Origin of the sequence: Blautia sp. TM10-2, from assembly GCF_003480845.1 — a bacterium.
Lineage (GTDB): Bacteria > Bacillota > Clostridia > Lachnospirales > Lachnospiraceae > Fusicatenibacter > Fusicatenibacter saccharivorans.
Genome location: NZ_QUJZ01000020.1, coordinates 16,429 through 42,044, shown reverse-complemented (window position 1 = coordinate 42,044; position 25,616 = coordinate 16,429). Strand labels below are relative to the sequence as shown.

Sequence of the window (25,616 nt, the reverse complement as noted above, 5' to 3'; positions counted from 1 at the left end):
GTACCGACTTTGCAGTTGTCATTCAATTTACAGAAACTGCCAGTGGCAGGCTCTGTAGGTTAAAAATAAGGAGAATTGAAAATGAGCGATACATTATGCAATGAAAAAAAGAAACCTTATACATTTTCAGAAGATGGAAATTCCTGCATTATAACAGAAACCAGAACACCAAGATACTGGTATAATTATCTGTGGAATGAAAATCATTACTGTGCGCAGATTTCCCAGACAGGACATGGGCGCAGCTATTACCTCAGTGAAAAAGCAGATATGTGTATGATGAATCAGGACGATGCAAGATATATCTATCTAAGAGACGAGAAAAGCAAAGAATGCTGGAATATCGGCGAAGGTCCATTAAATACGGAAGTAGAAAATTATCAGTGCGTACACAGCATTGGATCTTCCAGAATCCAGTCTTCTTATCAGAATATTGCAAGTTCCTGGCGGCTGTTTGTACCGGAAGAAGGATACCAGGAAGTGTGGACTTTGAAAATAAAAAATACAGGGGAAAGACAGCGCCATCTCAGCATATTTTCAGCAGTCAGCTTTTATCTGGAGGGCTTTTCTTATCCGCGATATTATGAAATGTATCGTTGTATGGAAACAGATTATGATGAAAAGTTAAAGGGTGTATATTGCAGATCCGCACATCCTTTCGCACCGCACAAAAGATACAACGCATTTCTGGCAGCATCAGAGCCGGCATACGCATATGATGGAAATCTGGAAGCATTTTGCGGGACAACCAGTACCATAACAAGGCTGGATGCATCAGCAAGCGCGCTTTTCCAGAGACCGGACATTGTCGTAAAGGGAAAAGACTGTACAAATTCCAAAGCGGCCCTTTTTATTCTTGGCGGTGTGCTGCAGCATAAAATTGTGCTACAGCCAGGAGAAGAAAAAGAATTACAGTTTGTATTTGGAATCAGTGAATCACTTGAAGAGGCAAGGGCGGTATCGGAAAAGTTTTCCAATTCTGCAGCTGTGGAAAAGGAACTTGAAAAAGCAGAAACGCATTATCTGGAAAAATATCGTTCGCTGACCGTGGAAACGCCGGATGAAAAAATCAATCACATGATGAATAACTGGGTGAAAAAACAGGTAGATTTTTGCATTGTCGGGAAAAAAGGAGTCCGCGATAATCTTCAGATTGCAGTTGGCCTGTTAAACTATCGGCAGGAAACAGCAAAAAAAGAGATTCTGGAATGTCTTCGCCATCAGTTTCGGGATGGTCATGGAGTTCTTACGTGGTATCCTTATGATGATACCCGGTATTCCGATCAGCCGTTCTGGATCATATGGGCTGTCTGCCAGCTGATAAAAGAAACGGGAGACTTTTCTATCCTGGATCTGGAGATTGAATGGCAGGATGGAGGGAAGGCGGCTGTTCTGGATCATGTGAAAGCGGCTGTGAATCGATTGCTGCAGGATAAAGGAAAGCATGGACTGGTACGGATTTATTTTGCGGACTGGAATGATGCACTCAATGTTACAACGGATGAATATGCGGAATCCGTAATGCTTTCCCATCAGTTCTGCCTGGCACTGAAGGAATTAGAAGCATTACTGAAGAAAAAAGGCGATCAGGTATATGCCGGAAAAATAGCAGAGGAATATCGTATCTTACGAAACAGCATTAATGCATATGCATGGGATGGAGCGTGGTACATGCGGGCGTTAAGTGATGTGGAGAATATTGGTTCCAAAAACAGCGAAGGAAGCAAAATTTATCTGAACGCGCAGACATGGGCTGTTTTAGGAGATGTTGCAGATGCAGAGAAATTACCAAAGATATTAAAAGCAGTGGATTCCATGGAGCATGATTTTGGATTTCCGTTAAATCTTCCGCCGTATCAGAAGTATTCGCCAAATGTAGGGAGAATGTCCGGCATGCTGCCAGGATTGTTTGAAAATGGTGGTGTATACTGTCATGCTACAGGGTTTAAAATTCTGATGGACTGCAAGGTGGGGAGAGGAAGCAAAGCATTCGAAACACTGAAAAAAATTATGCCGGACAGTGATAAAAATCCATCCATGCAATCCGGAGCAGAACCATATGTTTTTACAAACTGTTATTCTACCAATCCCGGATATTATGGAAAATCCTACCAGTCCTGGACAACGGGAACTTCTGCGTGGTGCATGATGGGGGTGTACGAAGGAATCCTCGGAATCAAACGGGATTACGATGGACTGCGGATCGATCCGTGTCTGCCGAAAGAATGGGAAAAGGCAGAAGTGACCAGACATTTTCGAGGTGCTGATTATCATGTAATCATCGAAAATCCAGATCATCTGGAAAAAGGAGTGCTTGAAATTAAGACAGATGGAGCAGTTTGCGATATGTCCGACAAAGCAGATGGGTTTGTGCTGCCTGATTTCAAGGATGGAAAAATGCATGAAGTCCATGTTATATTGCGTAAATAGACAAAAGAGGCTTGTTTAGGAAGACATCAGCAGAAAGAAAGGAAAAGAGATGAAAAAAAGTATTTTTCAGGAACTTGTGGAAGAATCAATTGTTCTTTTGAAAAATGAAGAGCAGATCTTGCCATTAAAAGAAAAAAAGGTGGCTTTTTTGGGACGGGCACAGATAGAAACCATTTTTTCGGGAAACGGTTCGGGAGCATCCAAATCCCTTGCAAACAAGAATCTCTTATGTGAATGTGAAAAAAGAGGAATCTGTGCAGAAGCAGGGTTAAAACAATTTTACACCAGCCATCAAAAAAACGAATCGGAAAAGTTTGTGATTGACGGTATTGATATCACAAATGTAGAAAATATGAACTGTGGTTTTATGTATGAGATCTTTGGAAAATATCAGCCGATGTGGACAGAGTATCACATTCCGGAGCAGCTGATGCAGAAAGCCAGGGAGTTTACCGATACCGCTGTTTTTGTGCTGGGAAGGAATTCCGGTGGGGAAGAATGTGACAGGCACATCAAAGGTGATTATGAACTTACCGAATCCGAAAAAGAACTGCTGGAACAGGTGTGCTGTGTTTTTCCACATGTGATCGTTGTACTGAATATTAATGGAATGATCGATATGCAGTGGGTGAACGCCTATTCCGCAATTAAGGCCGTGGTGTTTCTGGGAATTCCGGGCGAAGAAGGCTGCGGAGCATTAGCTGATATTCTGACGGGGGCTGTGAATCCATCTGGCAAATTAAGTTTTTCCATGGCAGAGTCTTTCAAAGACTACCCGACAGCAGAAAATTTCACCTGGAATAAAGAACAGGAAGATGAAATTTTAACTTACGAAAATTATGGACTGGATGCAAAGGCAAATGGAAGTACAGGATATACGAAAAGCCCGGTAACGGTGTATCAGGAAGACATTTATCTGGGGTATCGCTATTTTGATACTTTTCGGAAACAGGTATTGTACCCCTTTGGATATGGAATGTCTTACACATCGTTTACGATTCTTCCGAAAGAGATGAAACAGGAAAAAGAAGAGGTGGAATTTATTACGGAGGTAACAAATTCCGGAAATTATGCAGGAAAAGAAACGATACAGCTTTATTTGTCCTGCTCTGGTACAGAGTCGGAAAAACCGGAAAAAGAATTAAAAGGCTTTGCAAAAACGAGACTTCTTGCTCCGGGGGAGAAACAGAATATTTCGATCCGAATATCCATGCAGGATCTGGCAGGATATGTTGAGACATCTGCATCATATATCCTGGAAAAGGGAAAATATCAGTTTTTTATCGGAAATTCATCCCGTGAGACAATTTTTGCAGGAGAAATCCAGATAAGAGAAGATTACGTAATTAAAAAATGTGTGAATCGTCTTTGCGTGCAAAACTGCAATGTAGAGCATTTGCAGGTACTATCTGCAAGAGAAGGACGAAAAAAGGTCCGAATGCATGAAAAGAAAAAAGAAGAGACCGATGGTTTAAAAGAGCAGGAAAGATATGATCTTTTACGGGATGAAATGGAACAAGTAAAAAATTTCAGTATCGAACAGCTGGCTGCATTGTGTGTGGGGTATGGACCTGGAATTCCATTTGCAGCGTTCAGCAAACAGGAACAGCCGGAAACTATATTGGATGGTCAGGGAAATCCACTGACCAAAAACGATCATCCAGTCGGAGCAAAAGGATATGTCTCCCCGGCTATGCCAGAAAAAGGTATTCATTCCATTTTTTATAAAGATGGACCGGCAGGTGTGGGAACGGGGGCCTGGCCAACGGCTATGCTGATTTCCTGCGCATTCAATAAAGAACTGTGGGAAGCGTTTGGAAATGCGGTTGGCGCAGAGTGCGAAAAGAAAGCGGTTGACGTATGGCTGGCACCAGCAGTCAATCTGCACCGGAATCCGCTTTGCGGGCGAAATTTTGAATATTTTTCGGAGGATCCTTATCTGACCGGAATCTGTGCGGTCCAGATTACAAAGGGCGTTCAGGAAAATCATCCTGTCCGCGTCTGCCCCAAACATTTTGCCGTGAATGAACAGGAAACGTATCGAAGAGGAAGTGCGAAGAAGCGGTACGATGCGGTAGATTCCATCCTTACGGAACGTGCATTGCGGGAACTTTATCTGAAACCTTTTGAAATGTTGGTTCGAGATGCCGGAGTATCCTTTATTATGACATCGTTTAATAAAATTAATGGGGTTCTTGCAGCTGGAAATCGAGATTTGTGTACGCATATTTTACGGGAAGAATGGAACTTTGATGGTGTTGTCGTTACTGACTGGGGCGATATGGATATTGTCGCAGATGGCGGCGATGCTGTGGCAGCGGGAAATGATATTGTGATGCCGGGTGGCCCGCCGGTGATCCGGCAGATTTTGCAGGCCTATCAGGAGAGACGGATTACCAGAAAAGATCTGGAAAGGAGTGTTGCAAGATTGTTACATGTTCTGAAGTTATTTGAGAAAGGGGAGCGTATTTAAATGAAATCATATAGGGATCATACACTGGGTGCCAAAGAAAGAGCCTCTCTTCTGCTCAAAGAAATGAGCCTTGATGAAAAGATGGCACAGATTAACTGTGTTTTTCCTTTTGATCAGGATGCCTATAACTTTGAAAAAATTCAGCAGGAGACAAAATACGGAATGGGAGAAGTAAGCACGCTGGAAATGCGCAGGATGGAGACACTTGATGAAGTGGCTGCATGGCAGAGAAAAGTGCAGAAGATTGTGATGGAAAACAGTGCCCATCGAATACCGGCAATCTTTCATATGGAAGGATTGTGCGGGGCCTTCATTCAGGACTCCACCAGTTTTCCGTCTGGGATTGGCAGGGGAGCAAGCTTTGATCCCAAGCTGGAAGAACAGATTGCAGAAATTGTGAGCAGACAGGAAACGGCCTGTGGTATTACCCATATACTGGCACCGGTTCTGGATGTGGCAAGAGATCCGCGTATGGGCCGTTTTGGAGAAAGTTATGGAGAAGATGCTTCCCTTGTAAGTGCGATGGGGGCAGCGTATACGAAAGGAATACAAAAGAATACAGTTGCTTCAAGAAAAGCAGAAAGTGTGGCAAAACATTTTGTGGCTTTTCATAATTCGCAGGGTGGAATTCATGGAACACACAGCGAAACGCCGACGCGACTTTTAGAAGAAGTGTTTGCAAAACCTTTCCAGGCAGCAATCACAGAGTCAGATCTGAAAGGTATTATGCCTTGTTATTGCGCTGTGAATGGAGAAGATGTATCTGCTTCTCATAACATGCTTACGAAACTGCTTCGGGAAAAAATGGGATTTGACGGCATGTGCATCAGCGATTACGGTGCAGTGGGAAATGCGCATAGTGTACATCATATTGGAGAAACATTTGAAGAAGCCGGTGCGATGTGTCTTCATGCGGGAATGGATATCGAGATGCCGTCCTGTACTGGCTATAATGAGAAATTAAAAGAGATGTTTTCAAGTGGAAAACTGGATATCCATATTTTGGATACAGCGGTTTTGCGGGTTCTGGAGGGAAAATTCAGAATGGGCTTATTTGAAAATCCCTATGCGCTGGAAGGAAAAGAGCTTCATGCTCTTGTAATGCAGGAAGCAGACAGGAACACTTCCCTGCGGTCGGCCAGAGAATCCATGGTATTGCTGAAAAATGACGGCGTATTGCCGATTGCGGCAAAAGGGAAAAAAATCGCGGTGATCGGACCGCATGCCGGGTATGCCAGAAAAATGTTTGGTGGATACACACATATGTGTATGATGGAGTCTACCTATGCGATTGCCAATTCTATTGCAGGTGTAAGCGGAGTTGTACAGGCAGATGCAGATGAGATTATTACGGTTCCGGGAACCAATATTCAGTCTGATGAGACAGAGCAGTTTGATCAGATCCTGAAAAGACAGAAACCGCAATGCAGAAATCTGTATGAAGAATTCCAAATCCGCTTTCCGGAAAGTGAGATTTTATATGCATATGGCTATCCGATTGCAGGAAACGACGAAAGTCATTTTGAAGAAGCGCTGCAGGCAGCAAAGCAGGCAGACATTGTGATACTGACGCTTGGCGGTAAGCACGGAACGTGTTCCATGGCATCAATGGGAGAAGGAATTGACAGTACTGATATTAACCTTCCAAAATGTCAGGATGCATTTATTCGCAAGGCTGCGCAGCTTGGAAAACCATTGGTTGGCGTTCACTTTGATGGAAGACCGATTTCCAGTGATGCTGCAGAGGAATATTTAGATGCTATTCTGGAAGCATGGAGTCCATCAGAAACAGGAGCAGAAGCAGTAGTTGATATTTTAACCGGAATATATAATCCGGGAGGAAAACTTCCGGTTACCGTTGCTTATGGAGTGGGACAGCTTCCGGTTTATTACAATCATCCATATGGTTCCTCCTGGGATCAGAGCGGCAGTATCGGTTTTGCCAATTATGTGAATATGCCGCACAGACCGAGATATTATTTTGGATACGGACTGTCGTATACAACATTTACATATTCGGATTTACATATCTCGATGGGAAATGAAAAGGCAGCAGATACGGTTCAGATCTCCTGCGCTGTTGAGAACACGGGAAGCTGTGAAGGAGATGAGGTTGTCCAGCTTTATTTACGAGATGAATATGCCAGCCTGACAAGACCAGTAAAAGAACTGGCAGGTTTTAAGCGCATTCACCTGCGAAAGGGCGAAAAGAAAACGGTATGCTTTGAGGTGAAAACGGATCAAATGGCTTTTCTGGACATTGATATGCACTGGAAAGTGGAAAAAGGACGATATGCAGTAGAGGTCGGAAGTTCTTCAGAAGATATTCGTTTAAGAGGAAGCTACTGTGTGAAAGAAAATAAATGGGTTGCGGGAAGAAATAGAGCGTTTTGGGCAAGTGCCGCAGCGAAATAAAAAGAACAGAACCGGATGCCATTTTATACAAAGCGGCATTCGGTTCTGTTCTTGCGGTATTCCCGTGGGGAGCAGTTCATTTTTTCACGGAAACATTTTCCGAAATAGGACTGCTGGCTGAAGCCGGTCTGCAGGACGATCTGTCTGATGGGAAGTGTGGTTTCTGTTATCTCCGTGATTTGTTTTCTATGTTTTGGCAATATCTTAATAATTTCTGCAGATATTTTCATATTATTTTTTCGATATAATAAGTATACTTGCTGTAAAAAGGATTGTAAAGGTAGTCTAAATGGACAATAATAGTTTATCACATACAACGTGGAATTGTAAGTACCATATGAACCAGAGCAGGAAAACCTGCCGTCGCTGATCACACTTGAAAAAATATGTGTAGCTTTGGGCGTGACATTATCGCAGTTTTTTCGAGAAGATAATTCAGAGAATCTGACAGAAAAACAGAAAGAAGTTCTAGGGATATGGAATGATCTGAGTACAAATGAGCAGGAAACAGTAATGTCAATGCTGCGTGGACTTCGGAAGTAAGAGAACAGTTCGAGTATATGTATCGGCTGTTCTTTTTTTGTTTTTGAACGTTAAAATGTTAATTTTTTTCTTGTGTATAGTAGAACACTAAAGTATAATAAAATCAGTTTTTTACATAAGATTAAAGCTATAATAAGGAAATTGGCAAACCAGATGAAAGTCTGGGACGCAAAGCTACAGGGCCTTTAAAATGGCAGCCAGTTGCATAAAATGAGGTGCACTGTCTGTCTGACGGTGCTTTTTTACGGTGTTATTTCATAGACGTAACAATAATGATTTTATCAGGAAAGAATGAGGAAAATAAAAGTATGAAAAAGGCAAAACGTTGTCTGATAGCAGTGGTGTCAGGTGTACTTGTAGCATCTGCTGTCTTGTCTGGATGTGGACAGTCAAAGAAAGAAGTATCTATAAATGATGATCATCTTACCGTTTATCTGTGGGAAAATCGTTTGATGAAAAATATTGCACCCTATATCCATGAACAGTTTCCAGATCAGGATATTGAATTTATTATAGGTAACAATGATACCGATTTATACAGTTATTTTAAAGAACATGATGAATTACCGGATATTATAACAGTACGTCGATTTTCTGGAACAGATGCACAGGACTTACAGCCTTATCTTATGGATTTTGCTTCTTATGATGTTGTTTCCAAGTATTATTCTTATGCGGTGCAATATTATAAGAATGCGGAGGATGAAATCCAGTGGCTGCCAATCTGTGGTATTCCGCAGACGATCATTGCCAACAAAACACTGTTTGATCAGTATGGCGTAAAGATTCCAGAAAATTATGAGGAATATGTACAGGCATGTCAGCAGTTTTATGATAATGGCATAAAACCGTATTCCATGGATCTTGGTGAAGACTGGTCTAATAATGAAATCATCCAGGCTGCAGCAATCGGTGAGTTTACAAGCCTGGATGGTATTGAATGGCGAAACGGTGCAGAGACTGCAGCGGATGAAGTAAAGTTTGATGATGTATTATGGAAACGTATTTTTTCAGAAACCAGTCAGTTTCTTAAGGACTCGCATTTTGGTAAAGAAGATATCAATATTGATATCAATACAGGAACCCAGATGTTTGTCGAAGGAAAATCAGCAATGTTTCATGGACATCCGACGGTTATGCAGCAGCTGCAGAAACAGATGGATGCGGAGCTGATCCGTATTCCTTACTTTTCACAGACATCGGATGAATCCTATGTGTACATGACTCCGTCCTTAAACATTGCATTTAACAAAAACCTGGAAAAAGACCGGGAGAAACTGGATACTGCGCTGGATGTGCTGGATTGTATGATTTCAGAAGAGGGGCAAAAGCTGATTGCGGATGGAAGCGGTGTTATTTCATTGAATACAGATGTTCCAACCATGATGCAGGATGTGCCTGGACTGGAAGAGGAAATTAATAATAATGCTGTTTATATCCGATATTCCGCCCAAAAATCATTTGATGCAAGTCTTGAGGCTGTTCACGGATTACTGTCAGGGGAAATGGATGAAATACAGGCTTATGATACTTTTCGCAGTGTAATGAATCGTAAAGATCCAGAAGAAAAAGCAACGGTGAATTTTGAAAATGAATATTCCATTTCACTGAACGATAGAAATGGCCGTGATGCAGCATCTTCCATTTTAACTACGATCAGAGAAGAAAATGATGCACAGCTGGCTCTGGCACCATATTATTATTTCACTTCTTCTATGTACAAAGGAGAATGCACCAGCAGCCGGGTTGGCATGATGACAGCGAAGAGTTCAGATACACCATTATATGTTGCAAAAATCAATGGTAAACAGGTTTATGAACTCGTGGAAAATTATCTTGCTGATGCTGATGAGAATTTTTACGTAACCAATAAATACGAATTACCAATTGCATCCGGTATGAAAATGATCGTCAATCAAGAGGAAAGTGGATTTTCGTTAAAGGACTTAACAGTTAATGATAAGAAAATAGACAAAGAAAAGGAATACTCGATTCTTCTTACAGACACCACAATGTCTGTTTTGAAAAAAATAAATCTGAAATGTGAGATTGAGCAGCTTAAAGATACAACATTATCAAGTGCATGGACCGAAGCAATGTCAAATGGACAGCAGCCGTCAGCACCGGAAGACTATATAGAGGTTGAACAGTAAAAGTGGAGATAGAACAAAAGGTAAACAAAAGAAAAAAAATAACAAGGCTGTTGCTTATACTACTTATGATTCTTTTAAGCTTAGTTTGTATCAAGTATCTTATAAGTAAGTCTAATAAGTATATCAGCGAAAATGGAAAAAGCAGTATGGGAGCTGTTGTTGAACAGATACAGCAGACCTATGATCTTCAGGTGAGTGGATACTACAGCCAGCTGCAGTTGGTTGAGGAATTCTTACTTCATGAGAGGGAACTGTCTCTTGAAACGGATACGAACAAAAATTTCTTTGAAGCATGGGAAAAAGAATCGGAAAGTACTCTTATATTCCTTCAGGAAAATGGTCAGGCAATATCAGCAGGTGGAACAAAAATGCGGATTGATATGCCAAGTAAACTTCTGCTGGACTTAAAGAACGGATACAATATTGGAAAACTGGTGCGTCTTGATTATGATCAGAAGAAAAAAGACGGTTATCTGGTTGCGATTCCATGTCAGGAATACACGATCAATGGAGAAACTTATACGGCAATTGGAACTGTGTATGATCATTCGAAACTGGATTCCATGTTAAAATTGAAAGGTTATCATGGAAAAGCATATTTGTTCATGCTGGATCATGACGGAAATATTACGTATACGAACCAGAGTGGAGATAAATACCTGCGTAATTATTCTTTGTTAAAACATTTAAAAGGGGAACAGGCTATTACAGAAGAAGAGGCTGATTTGTTCAAAAAGAAGTTTGATAACAGAGAATCCGGAGTTGCACTTTTGGGAAAACAGAACCCCTATTATCTGGGGTATTGCCCGATAGAAAGCAACAACACCATTTTGGTGTGCATTGTGGCCAAGGGAGTTGTGGACAATGTGCTGATGGATTACCAGAAAACGGTGTTGTTTACAACAATACTCATGGCAGGTTTTATACTTTTACTTTTTGCCGGATTATTCTACAGTATTTCCAGACTTAGTCTTGCAGATCAAAAAGCAGAATATGAAAAAAGAAATAATGAACTTCATTTACAAACAATGAAGGAAATGGAAGTAGTCAATCAAAAACTGAAAAAGGCAAAGAACGTTGCAACAGAGGCTTTACAGACAGCTGAAAATGCAAATAAGGCGAAAACGGATTTCCTGTCTAATATGTCACATGATATTCGCACACCTATGAATGCAATCATTGGTATCACATCTTTGATCAGACATGAAGCAGGTAATAAAGCAAAAGTTATAGAGTATGCAGATAAAATAGATATTTCATCGCAGCATCTGTTGGGAATTATCAATGACGTTCTGGATATGAGCAAGATTGAGGCGGGAAAAACAGTATTCAAGTATTCTGACTTTTCTATTCTGGATCTTGTACAGGAACTTGACACTATATTTCATACTCAAATATATGAAAAGCAGCAGACCCTTACAATCATAAAAGAAAATATTCAACATGAGTGGGTGAATGGGGATCAGGTTCACCTGATACAGATTTTCAGCAACCTGCTTTCCAATGCAGTGAAGTATACCCAGGAAGGTGGGGAAATTCAGTTCTTTGTAGAAGAATGTGAGACAAAGTCATCTGTCTATGCAAAGTACCGTTTCTTAGTTAGCGATAATGGTATGGGAATGTCGGCAGATTTCAAGGATACAATTTTTGATGCGTTTACCCGTGCGGAAAGTTCCCTTACAAATAAAATACAGGGAACCGGACTTGGAATGGCGATTACTAAGAATCTGGTTGAGGCAATGGGAGGTACCATTGATGTGGAGAGTGAATTGGGACAGGGAAGCTGTTTTGAGGTTCTCATGGATCTGAAAATTGCAGAGGATAGAACAGTTGCTCTGGTGACACAAGAAGAAACAGATGAGCAGGATGGTAATATCCTGCAGGGAATGAAATTCCTGTGTGCAGAGGATAATGAGTTGAACGCAGAGATCCTGACGGAACTGTTAAAGATAGCAGGTGCGGAATGTACCATCTGTGAAAATGGTGAAGAGATTTTGAAGGCATTTGAGCAGTCTGCTCCAGGTGATTATGACATGATCCTGATGGATGTGCAGATGCCTGTTATGAATGGCTATGAGGCGACGAGGGCAATCCGCAGAAGTTCCCATGAACTGGCAAAGACGATACCGATCATTGCCATGACTGCCAATGCATTCTCAGAGGACATTCAGCATTCTCTGGCAGCCGGTATGAATGCACATGTTTCAAAACCGGTTGAGATGAAGGTACTGGAAAAGACGATTAGAAGCATAAAATCCGGCGGGGGGGGGTACCGAACCGCAGGTCACGGAACAGTGACAAATGGAAAGTAACCGGACATAAAAGAATCGAAAAGGATAGTTAGGGATAGATAGAAAATGAAAGGAAAAAGAGTGATTGCAGGCATTCTGCTTGCAGGGATTTTAGCAGTCACCCTGGCGGGGTGTAAAAACACAGATAACACGAAAGAAAAAACCGAAAAGCCTGTTATTACCCTCGGCAGCGACAGCTATCCACCATACAATTATCTGAATGAGGATGGTGTACCGACGGGAATCGATGTAGAACTGGCTGCGGAAGCTTTCAAAAGAATGGGATATCAGGTGGAGGTTGTCCAGATCAACTGGGAGAAGAAAAAAGAACTGGTGGAGAGCGGAGAGATTGACTGTATCATGGGCTGCTTTTCCATGGAAGGACGCCTTGACGATTACCGCTGGGCGGGACCATATATAGCAAGCCGGCAGGTGGTCGCTGTAAATGAGAATAGTGATATCTATAAACTGAGTGACCTGGAGGGAAAGAACCTGGCTGTTCAGTCCACGACCAAACCGGAAGGTATCTTTCTGAACCGGACGGATGAGAGAATCCCAAAGCTGGGCAATCTGATCAGCCTGGGACACAGGGAGCTGATCTATACATTTCTGGGAAAAGGATATGTAGATGCAGTCGCTGCGCATGAGGAATCTGTTGTCCAGTATATGAAGGATTATGACGTAAGCTTTCGAATCCTGGAAGAACCTTTGATGATCACCGGGATAGGTGTTGCTTTTGCAAAAGATGATGACAGAGGAATCTGTGAGCAGATGAGCCAGACTCTGGAAGAAATGCGGCAGGATGGCACATCCCTGAAAATTATTGAAAAATATCTGGATGATCCCCAGAAGTATCTGGAGGTGGATGATCTTGGATATTAAGAGAATGAAAAGAGAAAAACGAATCCAGCTGATCGGTGGTCTGATTGGAATCTGTGTGGCAGCAGTCTCTCTGTTTTATTTCTTTCATGCGGAGAAAGCGGAAGCAGAGAAAAGAATGGTAGAGATTGTAAATTATGTCAAAGTGCAGTGTTCCACCTACACCCATTATAATGAATCTTCGGAATCCAAAAGTCTTCTCCGTGCCATTGAAAGTGCCAGACAGATGAGTACGAATATCGATATGGAAATAGAAAACGGCGGTCAGCTAAGCCGGGATTTCCTGAAGGAAAACCTGCAGACTCTATGGGTGGATGGTATCATTGTACTGGATGCAGAAGGAAAGACGGACTGTGAATACAGCATGGATGAGTCTCTGGCTAATGAGATTACGGAGTATCTGCAAAAAGAAATTATCATGGATTTTGCCGGATATGAAGAAAGAAGCTATTCGGAACGGTTTACCAGGGAAGATGGATCCTTTATTGACATTGCAGCCTGCGCCAGAAAAGATGCACCGGGTATCGTTGCAATCTATTATTACACATCTCCTGAATTTGCCAGAAACTATACGCTGACGATACAGGGGCTTTTAAATGGTTATAGTATCCAGAAAGATGGAACGATTATCGTTGCAGACGACGGAATCGTTGTTGCCAGCAATAATGAGAGCCTGTTGGGACAGAATACAGCCGACAACGAAGTTGTTCAGGCAATGAAAAAGCATACAGACAGTCAGCATATCTATCATTTTAGGAAGGAAGGAATTGGATGTTATGGAATCATGCTGAAACAGCGTGATTATTATATCTACGCATATCTTCCGGATACGGAAGTGTTTTGTAATCTTCCATTAAGTGTTATAGGTGTTATTTTTCTTTATTTTCTGATGTCCGGCATATTCTGGTTCTGGACATACAGAACCAATCTGGCGTACCGGAAACAAGAATTTGAAAAAGATGAAAAATATAAAGCAGAACTTCTGACAGCAGCAAAAAAGGCAGAAGCCGCCAATGAGGCAAAAACAGAATTCCTTCATCGTATGAGCCACGATATCAGGACTCCGATTAATGGAATCTACGGTTTGATCAATATGGCAGACCATTATGCAGATGATATGGAGAAGCAGAAGGAATACAGAACAAAGGTTAAAGCGGCATCCAATCTGTTGCTGGAACTGGTAAATGATGTTCTGGACATGAGTAAGCTGGAGTCGGGTGAAGTTGTTCTGGAAGAGAGTCCATTTAATCTGAGCAAAATCTCTGAGGAAGTGCTTGTTGTAATTGAACAGATTGCTGCAGAACAGAATATCCGGATTGTATGGGAGAAAAAAGAAATCATACACCGTGATCTTATTGGAAGTCCGGGGTATGTAAAACGTGTGATGATGAATATCCTGTCCAATGCAGTGAAATATAACAGAGAAAATGGATATATTTATCTTAGCTGCATGGAAATCCCATCCGAACAGCCAGGAATGACGACAATGGAATTTATCTGCCGGGATACAGGAATCGGAATGACTGAGGAGTTCCAGAAACATATTTTTGAACCATTTGCACAGGAATATACGGGAAGCCGCACAAAGTTTGTCGGAACCGGACTGGGAATGGCCATTGCAAGGAAGCTGGTCGAGAAAATGGGTGGAACCATTACTTTTGAAAGTGAAAAAGGCGTAGGGACGACATTTGTGATCCGGGTTCCATTTAAAATAGATCCGGATGCGGATAAACGTGAAGAACAGAAGGATGTATCCGAAAAATCTATAAAGGGATTGCATATTCTTCTGGCGGAAGATAATGAGCTGAATATGGAAATCGCTGAATTTATGCTTCAGAATGAGGGCGCGGACGTGACCAAAGCATGGAATGGGCAGGAAGCGGTTGAGCTGTTCAGAAAAAGTGAACCCGGTGAATTTGATGTCATTCTTATGGACATTATGATGCCGGTAATGAATGGTTATGAAGCCACAAAGATGATCAGGTCTCTGGACAGAGAGGAAGCAAAGGAGGTACCGATCATTGCAATGACAGCAAATGCCTTCACGGAGGACAGAATAAGAGCAAAAGAAGCAGGAATGGATGAACATGTTGCTAAGCCTGTTGATGTGGAATTACTGATAAAAGTAATTCATAAATTGGTGGGGTGATGAAAAATTAGGAATTGCTGGATATATTGACAGGGCAAATGAAGGAGAACTTGTAATGAAAAAAATAAAATGGAACAGAGTTTTGGCTGTACTTTTGGCAATGGTGACAGCCGTATCACTACTGTCAGCATGTGGCAGTAAAAGTGCAGAGAAAGAAGATGCAGACACAATCACGGTGTACTTATGGAGCACAAGCCTGTATGAAAAATATGCACCATACATCCAGAAACAGCTCCCGGATATCAATGTTGAATTTGTTGTAGGCAACAACGATCTTGATTTCTACAGATTTCTGAATGAAAATGGTGGATTGCCGGATATTATAACCTGCTGTCGCTTTTCACTTCATGATGCAAGTTCCTTGAAAGACAGCCTGATGGATCTTTCCACAACCAATGCGTCAGGCGCTGTCTATGATACATACCTTAGCAATTTTATGAACGAGGATGGAAGCGTAAACTGGCTTCCGGTGTGTGCAGATGCCCATGGCTTTGTAGTGAACAAGGATCTTTTTGAAAAATATGATATCCCGTTGCCAACAGACTATGAAAGCTTTGTCTCTGCCTGCCAGGCATTTGACAAAGTGGGAATCCGTGGGTTTACTGCAGACTATTATTATGATTACACCTGTATGGAAACACTGCAGGGATTGTCTGCTTCAGAGCTGTCTTCTGTAGACGGACGCAAGTGGCGCACCACCTACAGTGACCCGGATAATACAAATCGAGAAGGTCTGGATAGTACCGTCTGGCCGCAGGCTTTTGAACGTATGGAACAGTTTATCCAGGATACCGGTCTGAGTCAGGATGATCTGGATATGAATTATGATGACATAGTTGAAATGTATCAAAGTGGCAAGCTTGCCATGTACTTTGGCAGCTCTGCCGGTGTAAAAATGTTTCAGGATCAGGGCATCAACACAACGTTTCTTCCATTCTTTCAGGAGAACGGTGAAAAGTGGATTATGACTACGCCATATTTCCAGGTGGCTTTAAAACGAGATCTGACACAGGATGAGACACGTCGAAAGAAAGCAATGAAGGTGTTGGACACAATGCTTTCGGAGGATGCGCAGAACCGGATCATTAGTGATGGACAGGATCTGTTAAGCTACAGTCAGGATGTGGAACTCCATCTTACACAATATATGAAAGATGTGAAACCTGTGATAGAGGAAAACCATATGTATATCCGTATTGCGTCAAATGACTTTTTCTCTGTGTCCAAGGATGTGGTGTCTAAGATGATTTCAGGAGAATATGATGCAGGGCAGGCTTATCAGTCATTTAATGCCCAGCTCCTTGAGGAGAAATCCACTTCTGAGAAAATAGTATTGGATTCACAGAAGGCTTATTCCAGTCGTTTCCACAGCAGTGGAGGTAATGAAGCATATTCTGTTATGGCAAACACTCTGCGTGGCATTTATGGAACAGATGTGCTGATTGCAACCGGAAACAGCTTTACGGGAAACGTGCTGAAAGCCGGCTATACAGAAAAAATGGCGGGAGACATGATCATGCCAAATAGTCTTTCGGCTTACAGCAGCAAGATGAGCGGAGCAGAACTGAAAGAGACAGTCAAAAATTTTGTAGAAGGCTATGAGGGCGGATTTATTCCGTTTAACCGAGGCTCTCTGCCTGTGGTCAGCGGCATTTCCGTGGAAGTCAAAGAAACAGATGATGGTTACATATTGAGCAAAGTTACAAAAGATGGAAAAAAAGTTCAGGACGAGGATACTTTCACGGTAACCTGCCTTGCGATATCTAAACACATGGAAGCTTATCCGGCAGATGAGAATATTGTGTTTGATGGAGAAGATACCTTTGTGAAAGACACCTGGACAGGATATGTTTCAGATGGTGATGCCATTCTTGCAGAGCCTGAAGACTACATGACTCTGAGGTGAGAAGAATGGATATTAAGAATCATAATAAAGGCAGAAAGAAACCTGTCATGGGAAAACCATTCCAGATAGCTGTCTTTACAGCTGTTTTACTGGGAATTGTTCTGATGGTTTTCCGATATTTTGGATTTGTATCGAAAACTGTTTATGAGGAAAGTGTTTCTCATCTGACGGAAGTTTTTCATCAGTCTGATAACATGCTGAGAGAACTGACAGATAAGAATCTGACCTATCTTCATATGTGGGGTGAGAATCTGCAGAATACCTCCAGCGAAGACGAAATTCGTAATTATATAAAGAAAGCGCAGGAAGATGCCGGATTCTTAGATTTCTTTTTTCTGTCAGCTGACGGGGATTACAAGATGGCGACAGGGGAAACCGGGTACCTTGGATTACAGGAAAACATTGAAGAGGAGATCCGGCAGGGAAATGATGTGATAGCGAATGCAGCAGTTCCTGGAAAGTCTCAGCTGCTTGTTTTTGCTACTCCCAGGGCCCATGGAATTTATCAGGGATTTGAATATGATGCAATTGCCATTGCCTATGAAAACTCTGATATCGTAGATGTGCTGGACATTTCTGCTTTCAATGGAAATGCCCAGAGCTTTGTTGTTCATCCGGATGGCCGTGTTGTGGTCGATCATTCTTCTGAGTCATGGGGGAATGTGTACAATTTCTTTGGTGTTCTGAGAGAGCATTCCAATATGTCTGAAAAAGAGATCAATGAGCTTTCGGAGAAGTTTAAAGCGGGACGCACCGATGCGATGCTGGTAAATCTGGATGAAAGAAACTATTATCTGGTCTATGAAAAATCAGATATTCAGGACTGGGTATTTCTGGGACTTGTACAGGCGGATATTGTCAATGCCAGTATGAACAGTCTGCAGCGTAGTACAATGCTTCTTGTGGCTGCGGTTTTGTTCTGTATTGCCGCCTTTTTTATCGGCCTTATTATTCAAAAAAACAGGATAAGCCTTAGAAGAAAGGACACACAGATCCGGTACAGAGACGAGCTTTTTCAAAAGCTGTCAATGAATGTGGATGACGTTTTTCTGATGCTGGATGCAAAAACATATCAGGCAGACTATATAAGCCCAAATGCGGAAAAACTGCTTGGTATTACGGTAGAACAGATTCGCAAAGATATTCGTGTTCTGGGAAAACTGCATCCAGAGGAACATGAAAATCCGGAGGAAAATTATTTTGAGGAAATCCAGGTGAATGAACAAAGAGAATGGGATTTTGAATATGTTCATCAGAAAACAGGGGAAAAACGCGGGTTCCATAATATTGCAATGGGCAGTGAGGTAAATGGGAAAAAGAAATACATCCTGGTTATGTCAGACCGTACTGCTGACTGGAAAATGAATCAGGCACTTTCTGAGGCAGTCCGTGCGGCGGAGACAGCAAACAGGGCTAAGAGTACTTTCCTTTCCAATATGTCTCACGATATCCGGACACCAATGAATGCGATCATCGGCTTTACCACACTGGCTGTAAGTAATATTGATAATCAGAAAAAAGTCAGAGATTATCTGAGCAAAATCCTTTCCTCCAGTAAACATCTGCTTTCACTGATCAATGATATCCTGGATATGAGCCGGATTGAGAGTGGAAAGATCCATCTGGAAGAAACGGAGGTCAGTCTGTCGGATGTGCTTCATGATCTGAAGACCATCATTAGCGGGCAGATCCATGCGAAACAGCTGGAGCTTTATATGGATGCAATGGATGTTACCAATGAGGATGTCTATTGCGACAAGACACGTTTGAATCAGGTGCTGCTGAATCTGCTGTCCAATGCAATCAAGTTTACTCCTGCAGGCGGAACTGTATCTGTCCGGCTGAAACAGTATCCAGGGACAGTAAAAGGCAGTGAACTATACGAGATCCGGGTAAAGGATAATGGAATCGGCATGAGTCAGGAATTTGTACAGAAGATCTTTTCTCCTTTTGAGCGGGAGCGGACTTCCACTGTGAGCAGAACCCAGGGCACAGGACTTGGCATGGCCATCACCAAGAATATTGTGGATATGATGGGTGGTACCATTGAGGTCCGGACAGAGCAGGGGAAAGGCACAGAATTTATTGTCCGTCTGCCATTTCGGACTCAGCCTGAGAATCACCGTATAGAGAAGATTGCAGAGCTGGAGGGCCTTAAGGCTCTGGTTGTAGATGACGATTTTAATACCTGTGACAGTGTGACAAAGATGCTTGTGAAGGTTGGAATGCGTTCGGAATGGACACTTTCCGGTAAGGAGGCTGTTCTGCGTGCAAGGCAGTCTATGGAGCTTGGGGATGCATTCCATGCTTATATTATTGACTGGCGTCTGCCGGATATGAATGGCATTGAGGTCACCAGACAGATCCGCAGTCTTGGTGATGATACGCCGATCATTATCCTGACTGCTTATGACTGGTCAGACATCGAAGTGGAAGCCAGGGCTGCAGGGGTGACTGCATTCTGTGCGAAGCCTCTTTTTATGTCAGATATCAGAGATACCCTGATGGCTGCTATCGGCCAGAATCAGGCTGAGCAGGAGAATCCCGTTCTTCCTGAGACAAGCTCAGATTTCAGAGGCAGGTGCATACTGCTTGTGGAAGACAATGAACTGAACCGTGAAATTGCGGTGGAGATCCTTAACGAATATGGCTTCATGGTTGATACTGCAGAAAATGGGGCAGAGGCAGTGGAGAAAGTTAAGAATTCGAAGCCATGTAATTATGATCTGGTGCTGATGGATGTGCAGATGCCGGTAATGAACGGATATGAGGCCACGAAGCAGATCCGTGCCCTTAGGGATCCGGCGCTGGCGGGAATTACCATCCTTGCCATGACTGCCAATGCTTTTGACGAAGACAAAAAGAAAGCACTGGAATGTGGTATGAATGGCTTCTTATCCAAGCCAATTGTTATAGAGGAATTGATCAGTACGTTACAAAACAATCTGGTAGATTAGTAAAAAAACTGCTAAGAAGTTCGGTTCACAACTTTTTAGCAGTTTTTTTTATTTATTCGGAAAATTTATCACTGTAACGAAGATGCATATCTTCCCAATCCATGAACAATACATAAAATACTTTTCCGTATTGTTGGCTTTCTACGATTCTTCCATGATCAAGCACGGAAAGATAAGTTCCGTCAGCTTTTCGAAGATGAAAGTGAATATAGTCATTTTCATTGCCTGTGCCAATCTGTTCCCAGATGCTTGTTTCAATCTGTTGTTGTTCATCTTGTCGGATCAGATTGCGGAACCTTTTTTGAGTAAGCCTGAATAGTTCATCCATGCTCTTATAACCAGTCATATGAAGAAATTCGTGGTTTGCATAAAAGAGCTCATCATCTTCTTTGTCTGCTCTATATATGATAAATGCACCTGGAAGGTGTTCAGAGATATCCTTCAGTGCAAATCCAAGCTGTTTGCGGACTCCTGACTGGAGACCTTTTCTGTAAGCCATACATCCGTTTTTTCCATGCAGTTTTATTTCATAAAGAGCTGCATCTGCACAGCGCATAAGCTGTGAAGGGCTGGCTGCAAATGTTGGATATTCTGCATATCCGAGAGATATATAAAATGCGAGTTCTTTACCGTGATATGAAAACGTTTTTGGAAGCTTAGTGAATTGCTGCAGCTGTTTATCTGCTTCCTTAAAGGTACAATTTGGTAAAAGAATGCAGAATTCGTCACCACCATTTCTTCCAAGCAATGCATCGGATGGGAAAAAAGCTTTCATACTGTCTGCCAGACTCTTTAATGCTTTGTCTCCATAACTATGGCCATAGATATCATTGATAAACTTAAAGTCATCAATATCAAGGAGCGCAGCCACAAAATGTGTTTGTGGATTTTTAGAAATTATTTTTTCTGCTAATTCATCAAATCCATAGCGATTATAAATATTTGTAAGAGAATCTGTGCGCGCCAGTATTTTATATTTGTTCTTGTGTTCTTTTGCTACCAGCCATACCCTGGTAAGTACTGACAGAAGAAGGCTTATAGTAAGAAACATACCACTGATAATTATCAGTAGTGTGTTATTTCTCCATCCGGTTTTAGGAGTTACCTCAAGCTTCCAGGTTCCATCCCCTACTGTAAAAGCGTAAGAAATCGGATGATCTATTTGACCATCTGACTGATAAACCACTTTATAAGTATCGCTCCAGGGAGTGTCTGTTTTTAAAATTTTGTATTCATATCCAAAATTTGAAAGTGCACTGACTGTATCTGAAAAAATATCCGGAACACGCAGGATAACAATGGTAAATCCCCAGAAATACTCTTGTCCGCTTTTATCTTTCAGGTAGACTGGATTGCGGACTGCAATTCCATAACCGCCCTGTTTTAATTCGAAGGGCCCCTGCGTAATGGTTGCATGGTTATCTCTTGCATAACAGGAAATCTCTTTACGGTCTTTATCATGGAGCAGATCGATCTTACCTGCCTCATTTCCTTCAGCCGGATAAATATCTGTTACAACACCATTAGGAGCGAGCTGCACGCTTTCAATAGAATCAGACATAAGATTCCCGGCAATCGTCTCAAACTGATGGATTTCGCCATTTTCACTGATTAAGATCTGTTCCAAAGTATCTGTAATTCCAATTCCATCTGCAATTTCATTCTTTATGCGTTCACCATAGGTGGTTGCGTTTAATTGTGCCAATATGTGTCTCTGATTTTTTTCATGGGTGTCTGTTTTGTATACAATTAAACCAACAAGGCATATGCCCAGTAAAAAAATAATAAGAGGCACAAGTGTTTTTTTCTTCACTTGGTTCACCTCAGTTTATTCATTGGAGTTTTTATAATAAAGCATTATATCATAGAAGTTGAAAAACGGAATAAGTTTTTAAAAAAATGACAGTATAATGACAATATGTTTTTGGGCGTTAAAACGGTAATGTTTTTCTTGTGTACAGTAGAGTACTATAGTATAATAAAATCAGTTTTTTGCGTAAGTCTAAAAGCTATAATAAGGAAATCGGCAAACCAGATGAAAGTCTGGGACGCAAAGCTACAGGGCCTGTAAAATGGCAGCCAGTTGCATGAAATGACGTGCACTGTCTGTCTGGCAGTGCTTTTTTACGGTATTATTTCATAGACGTAACAATAATGTCGCATGATACTCGTACACCTATGAATGCAATCATTGGTATCACATCTTTGATCAGACATGATGCAGGAAATAAAGCAAAAGTTATAGAGTATGCAGATAAAATAGATATTTCATCACAGCATCTGTTGGGAATTATCAATGACGTTCTGGATATGAGCAAGATTGAGGCAGGAAAAACTGTCTTCAAGTTCAGAAGCATAAAGACCGGTGGGGGGGACCGAACCGCAGGTCACTGAACAGTGACAAATGGATTTGATGCGGTAGTGCAATTTTATTAAACCAGGAGGTTGACAAGGAGATGTATAGAGAAATATATTTGACAGACAGACAGACAGACAGACAGACAGACAGACAGACAGACAGGAGATTTAATATGATTTCGAGAGCAAAGAAATATGTGGCAGTATTACTGGCTTTTGTATGCGTGTGTATGATATTTTCTCCCCAGACTGCATATGCAGCCGAGGACAGTTCGCAGCATGAAACTGTCAAAGTCGGTTTCTTTGCCATGGATGGTTATCATGTGATGGATGAAGAAGGCAACCGCAGTGGGTATGGCTATGATTTTCTTCGGCTGATGGCCCGTTATTGGGATGTAGATTACGAATATGTCGGATATGATAAGAGCTGGGATGATATGCAGCAGATGCTTGAAGATGGCGAGATTGATATGGTAACATCTCCCCGCAAAACACCGGAAAGAGAAGAAAAGTTTGATTTTTCACGTCCGATCGGAACCAATAATGGGATTCTGACCGTCCGCAGTGACAACAGCACGATTGTGGATGGCAATTACAGTACTTACAACGGTATGCGTGTGGCACTTTTGAACGGAAGCTCACGAGATAAAGAGTTTGCGGATTTTGCAGGCAATAAAGGATTTACATATGATCCATTTTATTTTGATACGACAGAAGAGATGGAGGAAGCTCTTCAGAGCGGAAATGTTGATGCTATTGCTGCCACTTCTATGAGAAAAACAAACAATGAGCGTATCGTGGATAAATTTGACAGCAGCGATTTCTATGTCATGGTTAAAAAAGGTAATACAGAATTGCTGAATGAGATCAATTATGCAATCGGCCAGATGAATGCAGTTGAGGGTGACTGGAAAACGACACTTTATAATAAAAATTATGAAAGCATCGAAACTAAGAATCTGGAATATACGGAGAAAGAAAAAAGTATTATTTCACAGTATTCCAAGGACAACCCGCTTCATGTTCTGTGTGATCCGACCCGTTATCCATATTCTTATAATGAAAATGGTGAGATGAAGGGTATTATCCCGGATTACTTCCGGAAAATTGCAGACTATGCCGGGATTTCCTATGAGTTTCTTACACCTGCCACCAGAGATGAGTATATTGCTTATCAGAAAAATACGGAAACCACAGATATGAGTATCGATGCACGCCTGGAAACAGATAACTATGCTGAGACGAAAAAATGGGGGATTACTGCACCTTTCATTACGATGCAGCTGGCAAGGGTGACACGGCGTGACTTTGATGGAAAAATTAATGTTGTTACTACTGTTGACCAGACAGCATCAAAGTCAATTGAAGATGCAATGGCACCCGGTGCAGAAAAACTGATGTGCAGTACCCGACAGGAAATGATGGAAGCTGTCCGTGAGGGTAAAGCAGATGCTGCCTTCGTCTACTATTACATGGCACAGGCGTTTGTGAACAGTGACACTACGGGCACCATGACATATACTCTGCTGGAACAGCCTACATTCACCTACCGCATGGTAATTTCATCAACTGAGAACCATGCGCTGGCTGGTATTCTGACGAAAGCAATGTATGCCATGCCCCAAAATCTTGTTGAAGATCTTGCAGCACAGTATACCACATACAAAGCAACAGAGCTTACACTTGTTGACTGGATACGTCTGCATCCTGTTGTTACTGTTTGGGTTCTTCTTATTTTTGGATGGCTGCTGACTGCTATGGCTGGGACAATGGTGCGTCTCAGTGCAAGAAAAAAAGCTCAGAAGGCGGCCCAGGAGAAAGCTGAGGAAATGGCGGAACTGGCAGAGCATGCACAGGCTGCAAACAAGGCAAAAACAGCATTTCTGTCACATATGTCCCATGATATGAGGACACCGATGAATGCAATCATAGGATTTACCGGTATTGCAATGAAAAACAATCCGTCAGACGAAGTGAAAAATTGTCTGGAAAAGATTGACGAAAGCTCAGAGCATTTACTGTCGCTGATCAATGATGTATTAGATCTGACCCGCATCGAAAGTGGAAAAGTGAAATACAATCCGGTACCGGCGGATGTGAAAAACATTACAGATTCTGCATTGGATATTATAAAAGGCTTTCTTACGAACAGGGATATCAACTTTAAGATTCAGCGTGAAGATGCAAAGATTCCAAATGTACTTGCGGATCCTGCACGCCTGCGTGATGTGCTGGTCAATATTCTGAGCAATGCCGTGAAATTCACTCCGGATGGAGGGACGATTACATTTGAAGCCCGGTGTCAGGAAAAGGGCGGGGATGGATATATAAATATGCGTTACCGCATTTCGGATACTGGTATTGGCATGAGTGAGGAATTTACAAAAGAAGTTTTTGAGGAATTTGCACAGGAAGATTCCGGTGTGAGAACGCAGTACCATGGAGTTGGACTGGGGATGGCTATCGTAAAGAAGTATGTAGATATGATGGGGGGAACCATTTCCGTGCAGAGTAAAAAGCATGAGGGAACCACATTTGCCGTGGATATTCCTTTGGAAATTACAGATAAGGAATGTAATAAGTCAGACACAGGTATTTCTGAAAAGGTGAATCTTACAGGTGTGAATGTCCTTCTTGCAGAGGATAATGAACTGAATGCAGAGATTGCTGCCGTGCAGTTGGAAGAGTTCGGGATGAATGTAGAAAGAGCTGTGGATGGAAAGAATGCTGTTGAGATTTTCAGAAATCATCCGAAAGGCACATTTGATGTAATCCTGATGGATATCATGATGCCTGAAATGAATGGTTATGAAGCGGTAAAAGCAATCAGGGCAATGAATGACAGACCGGATGGAAAAAACATTCCTATTATAGCAATGACAGCTAATTCATTTGCAGAAGATGTTCAGGCATCACTGGATGCAGGAATGAACGCACATTTGTCAAAGCCGATTGTGATTGATGAAGTTATAAAAACGATTATAAGGTATGTATATCATTGATTAGCAGAGGTTCATGAATTAGTGGAATACAATTGACAGGAGGACCAAAATATGACAATG

General features: G+C 41.9%; 12 protein-coding genes, 1 pseudogene and 2 riboswitches. Of the genes and pseudogenes, 11 read left to right on the top strand and 2 right to left on the bottom strand.

What is annotated here, in order from left to right:
• The first annotated feature begins 81 nt into the window (after positions 1-81).
• From DXD92_RS17200 to DXD92_RS17190, 3 genes are read left to right on the top strand one after another with little or no spacing between them, the layout of a single operon-like run.
• The gene (locus DXD92_RS17200) at positions 82-2,430 is read left to right on the top strand and encodes a GH36-type glycosyl hydrolase domain-containing protein (RefSeq protein WP_118594532.1); all 2,349 of its coding nucleotides are present in this window, start codon (positions 82-84) and stop codon (positions 2,428-2,430) included.
• 49 nt (positions 2,431-2,479) lie between these two features.
• Positions 2,480-4,903, top strand: coding sequence for a glycoside hydrolase family 3 protein (locus DXD92_RS17195; protein WP_118641139.1), 2,424 nt, complete (start codon positions 2,480-2,482; stop codon positions 4,901-4,903).
• Complete coding sequence (locus DXD92_RS17190) at positions 4,904-7,318, top strand: glycoside hydrolase family 3 N-terminal domain-containing protein (protein ID WP_117510211.1); 2,415 nt, start codon at positions 4,904-4,906, stop codon at positions 7,316-7,318.
• Positions 7,319-7,341: 23 nt separating this feature from the next.
• On the opposite strand, the gene DXD92_RS19775 is transcribed toward DXD92_RS17190, so the two are convergent.
• The gene (locus DXD92_RS19775) at positions 7,342-7,548 is read right to left on the bottom strand and encodes a helix-turn-helix domain-containing protein (protein WP_118594530.1); all 207 of its coding nucleotides are present in this window, start codon (positions 7,546-7,548) and stop codon (positions 7,342-7,344) included.
• Positions 7,549-7,994: 446 nt separating this feature from the next.
• A riboswitch (cyclic di-GMP riboswitch) is annotated at positions 7,995-8,070 on the top strand.
• Between the two features lie 99 nt (positions 8,071-8,169).
• Between DXD92_RS19775 and DXD92_RS17175 the strand changes: the two genes are divergently transcribed.
• From DXD92_RS17175 to DXD92_RS17150, 6 genes are all read left to right on the top strand, one after another.
• Positions 8,170-10,014, top strand: a complete 1,845-nt coding sequence (locus DXD92_RS17175; protein WP_118594529.1) for an ABC transporter substrate-binding protein — start codon at positions 8,170-8,172, stop codon at positions 10,012-10,014.
• Positions 10,015-10,160: 146 nt separating this feature from the next.
• Positions 10,161-12,326, top strand: a complete 2,166-nt coding sequence (locus DXD92_RS17170; RefSeq protein ID WP_118641137.1) for an ATP-binding protein — start codon at positions 10,161-10,163, stop codon at positions 12,324-12,326.
• A gap of 45 nt (positions 12,327-12,371) precedes the next feature.
• On the top strand, positions 12,372-13,187 hold the full coding sequence (locus DXD92_RS17165) for a substrate-binding periplasmic protein (protein WP_118641135.1): 816 nt from the start codon (positions 12,372-12,374) through the stop codon (positions 13,185-13,187).
• The gene (locus DXD92_RS17160) at positions 13,171-15,333 is read left to right on the top strand and encodes an ATP-binding protein (RefSeq protein WP_118641133.1); all 2,163 of its coding nucleotides are present in this window, start codon (positions 13,171-13,173) and stop codon (positions 15,331-15,333) included. The genes DXD92_RS17165 and DXD92_RS17160 overlap by 17 nt, the downstream gene beginning before the upstream one ends.
• Positions 15,334-15,388: 55 nt before the next feature.
• A complete protein-coding gene (locus tag DXD92_RS17155) occupies positions 15,389-17,239 on the top strand; it encodes an ABC transporter substrate-binding protein (RefSeq protein ID WP_118594526.1) in 1,851 nt (616 codons plus the stop codon).
• Positions 17,240-17,244: 5 nt separating this feature from the next.
• Entirely contained in the window at positions 17,245-20,196 is a 2,952-nt protein-coding gene (locus tag DXD92_RS17150; RefSeq protein WP_118594525.1) for a hybrid sensor histidine kinase/response regulator, read from the top strand.
• A gap of 52 nt (positions 20,197-20,248) precedes the next feature.
• Here DXD92_RS17150 and DXD92_RS17145 read toward each other — a convergent pair whose 3' ends face one another.
• Complete coding sequence (locus DXD92_RS17145; RefSeq protein ID WP_118594524.1) at positions 20,249-22,009, bottom strand: diguanylate cyclase domain-containing protein; 1,761 nt, start codon at positions 22,007-22,009, stop codon at positions 20,249-20,251.
• 202 nt (positions 22,010-22,211) lie between these two features.
• Positions 22,212-22,287: riboswitch (cyclic di-GMP riboswitch) on the top strand.
• Between the two features lie 63 nt (positions 22,288-22,350).
• Between DXD92_RS17145 and DXD92_RS17140 the strand changes: the two are divergent.
• A pseudogene (locus tag DXD92_RS17140) lies at positions 22,351-22,545 on the top strand (sensor histidine kinase); the annotation flags it as partial.
• 182 nt (positions 22,546-22,727) lie between these two features.
• Positions 22,728-25,556, top strand: coding sequence for a transporter substrate-binding domain-containing protein (locus DXD92_RS17135; protein ID WP_199696583.1), 2,829 nt, complete (start codon positions 22,728-22,730; stop codon positions 25,554-25,556).
• Positions 25,557-25,616 lie beyond the last annotated feature (60 nt).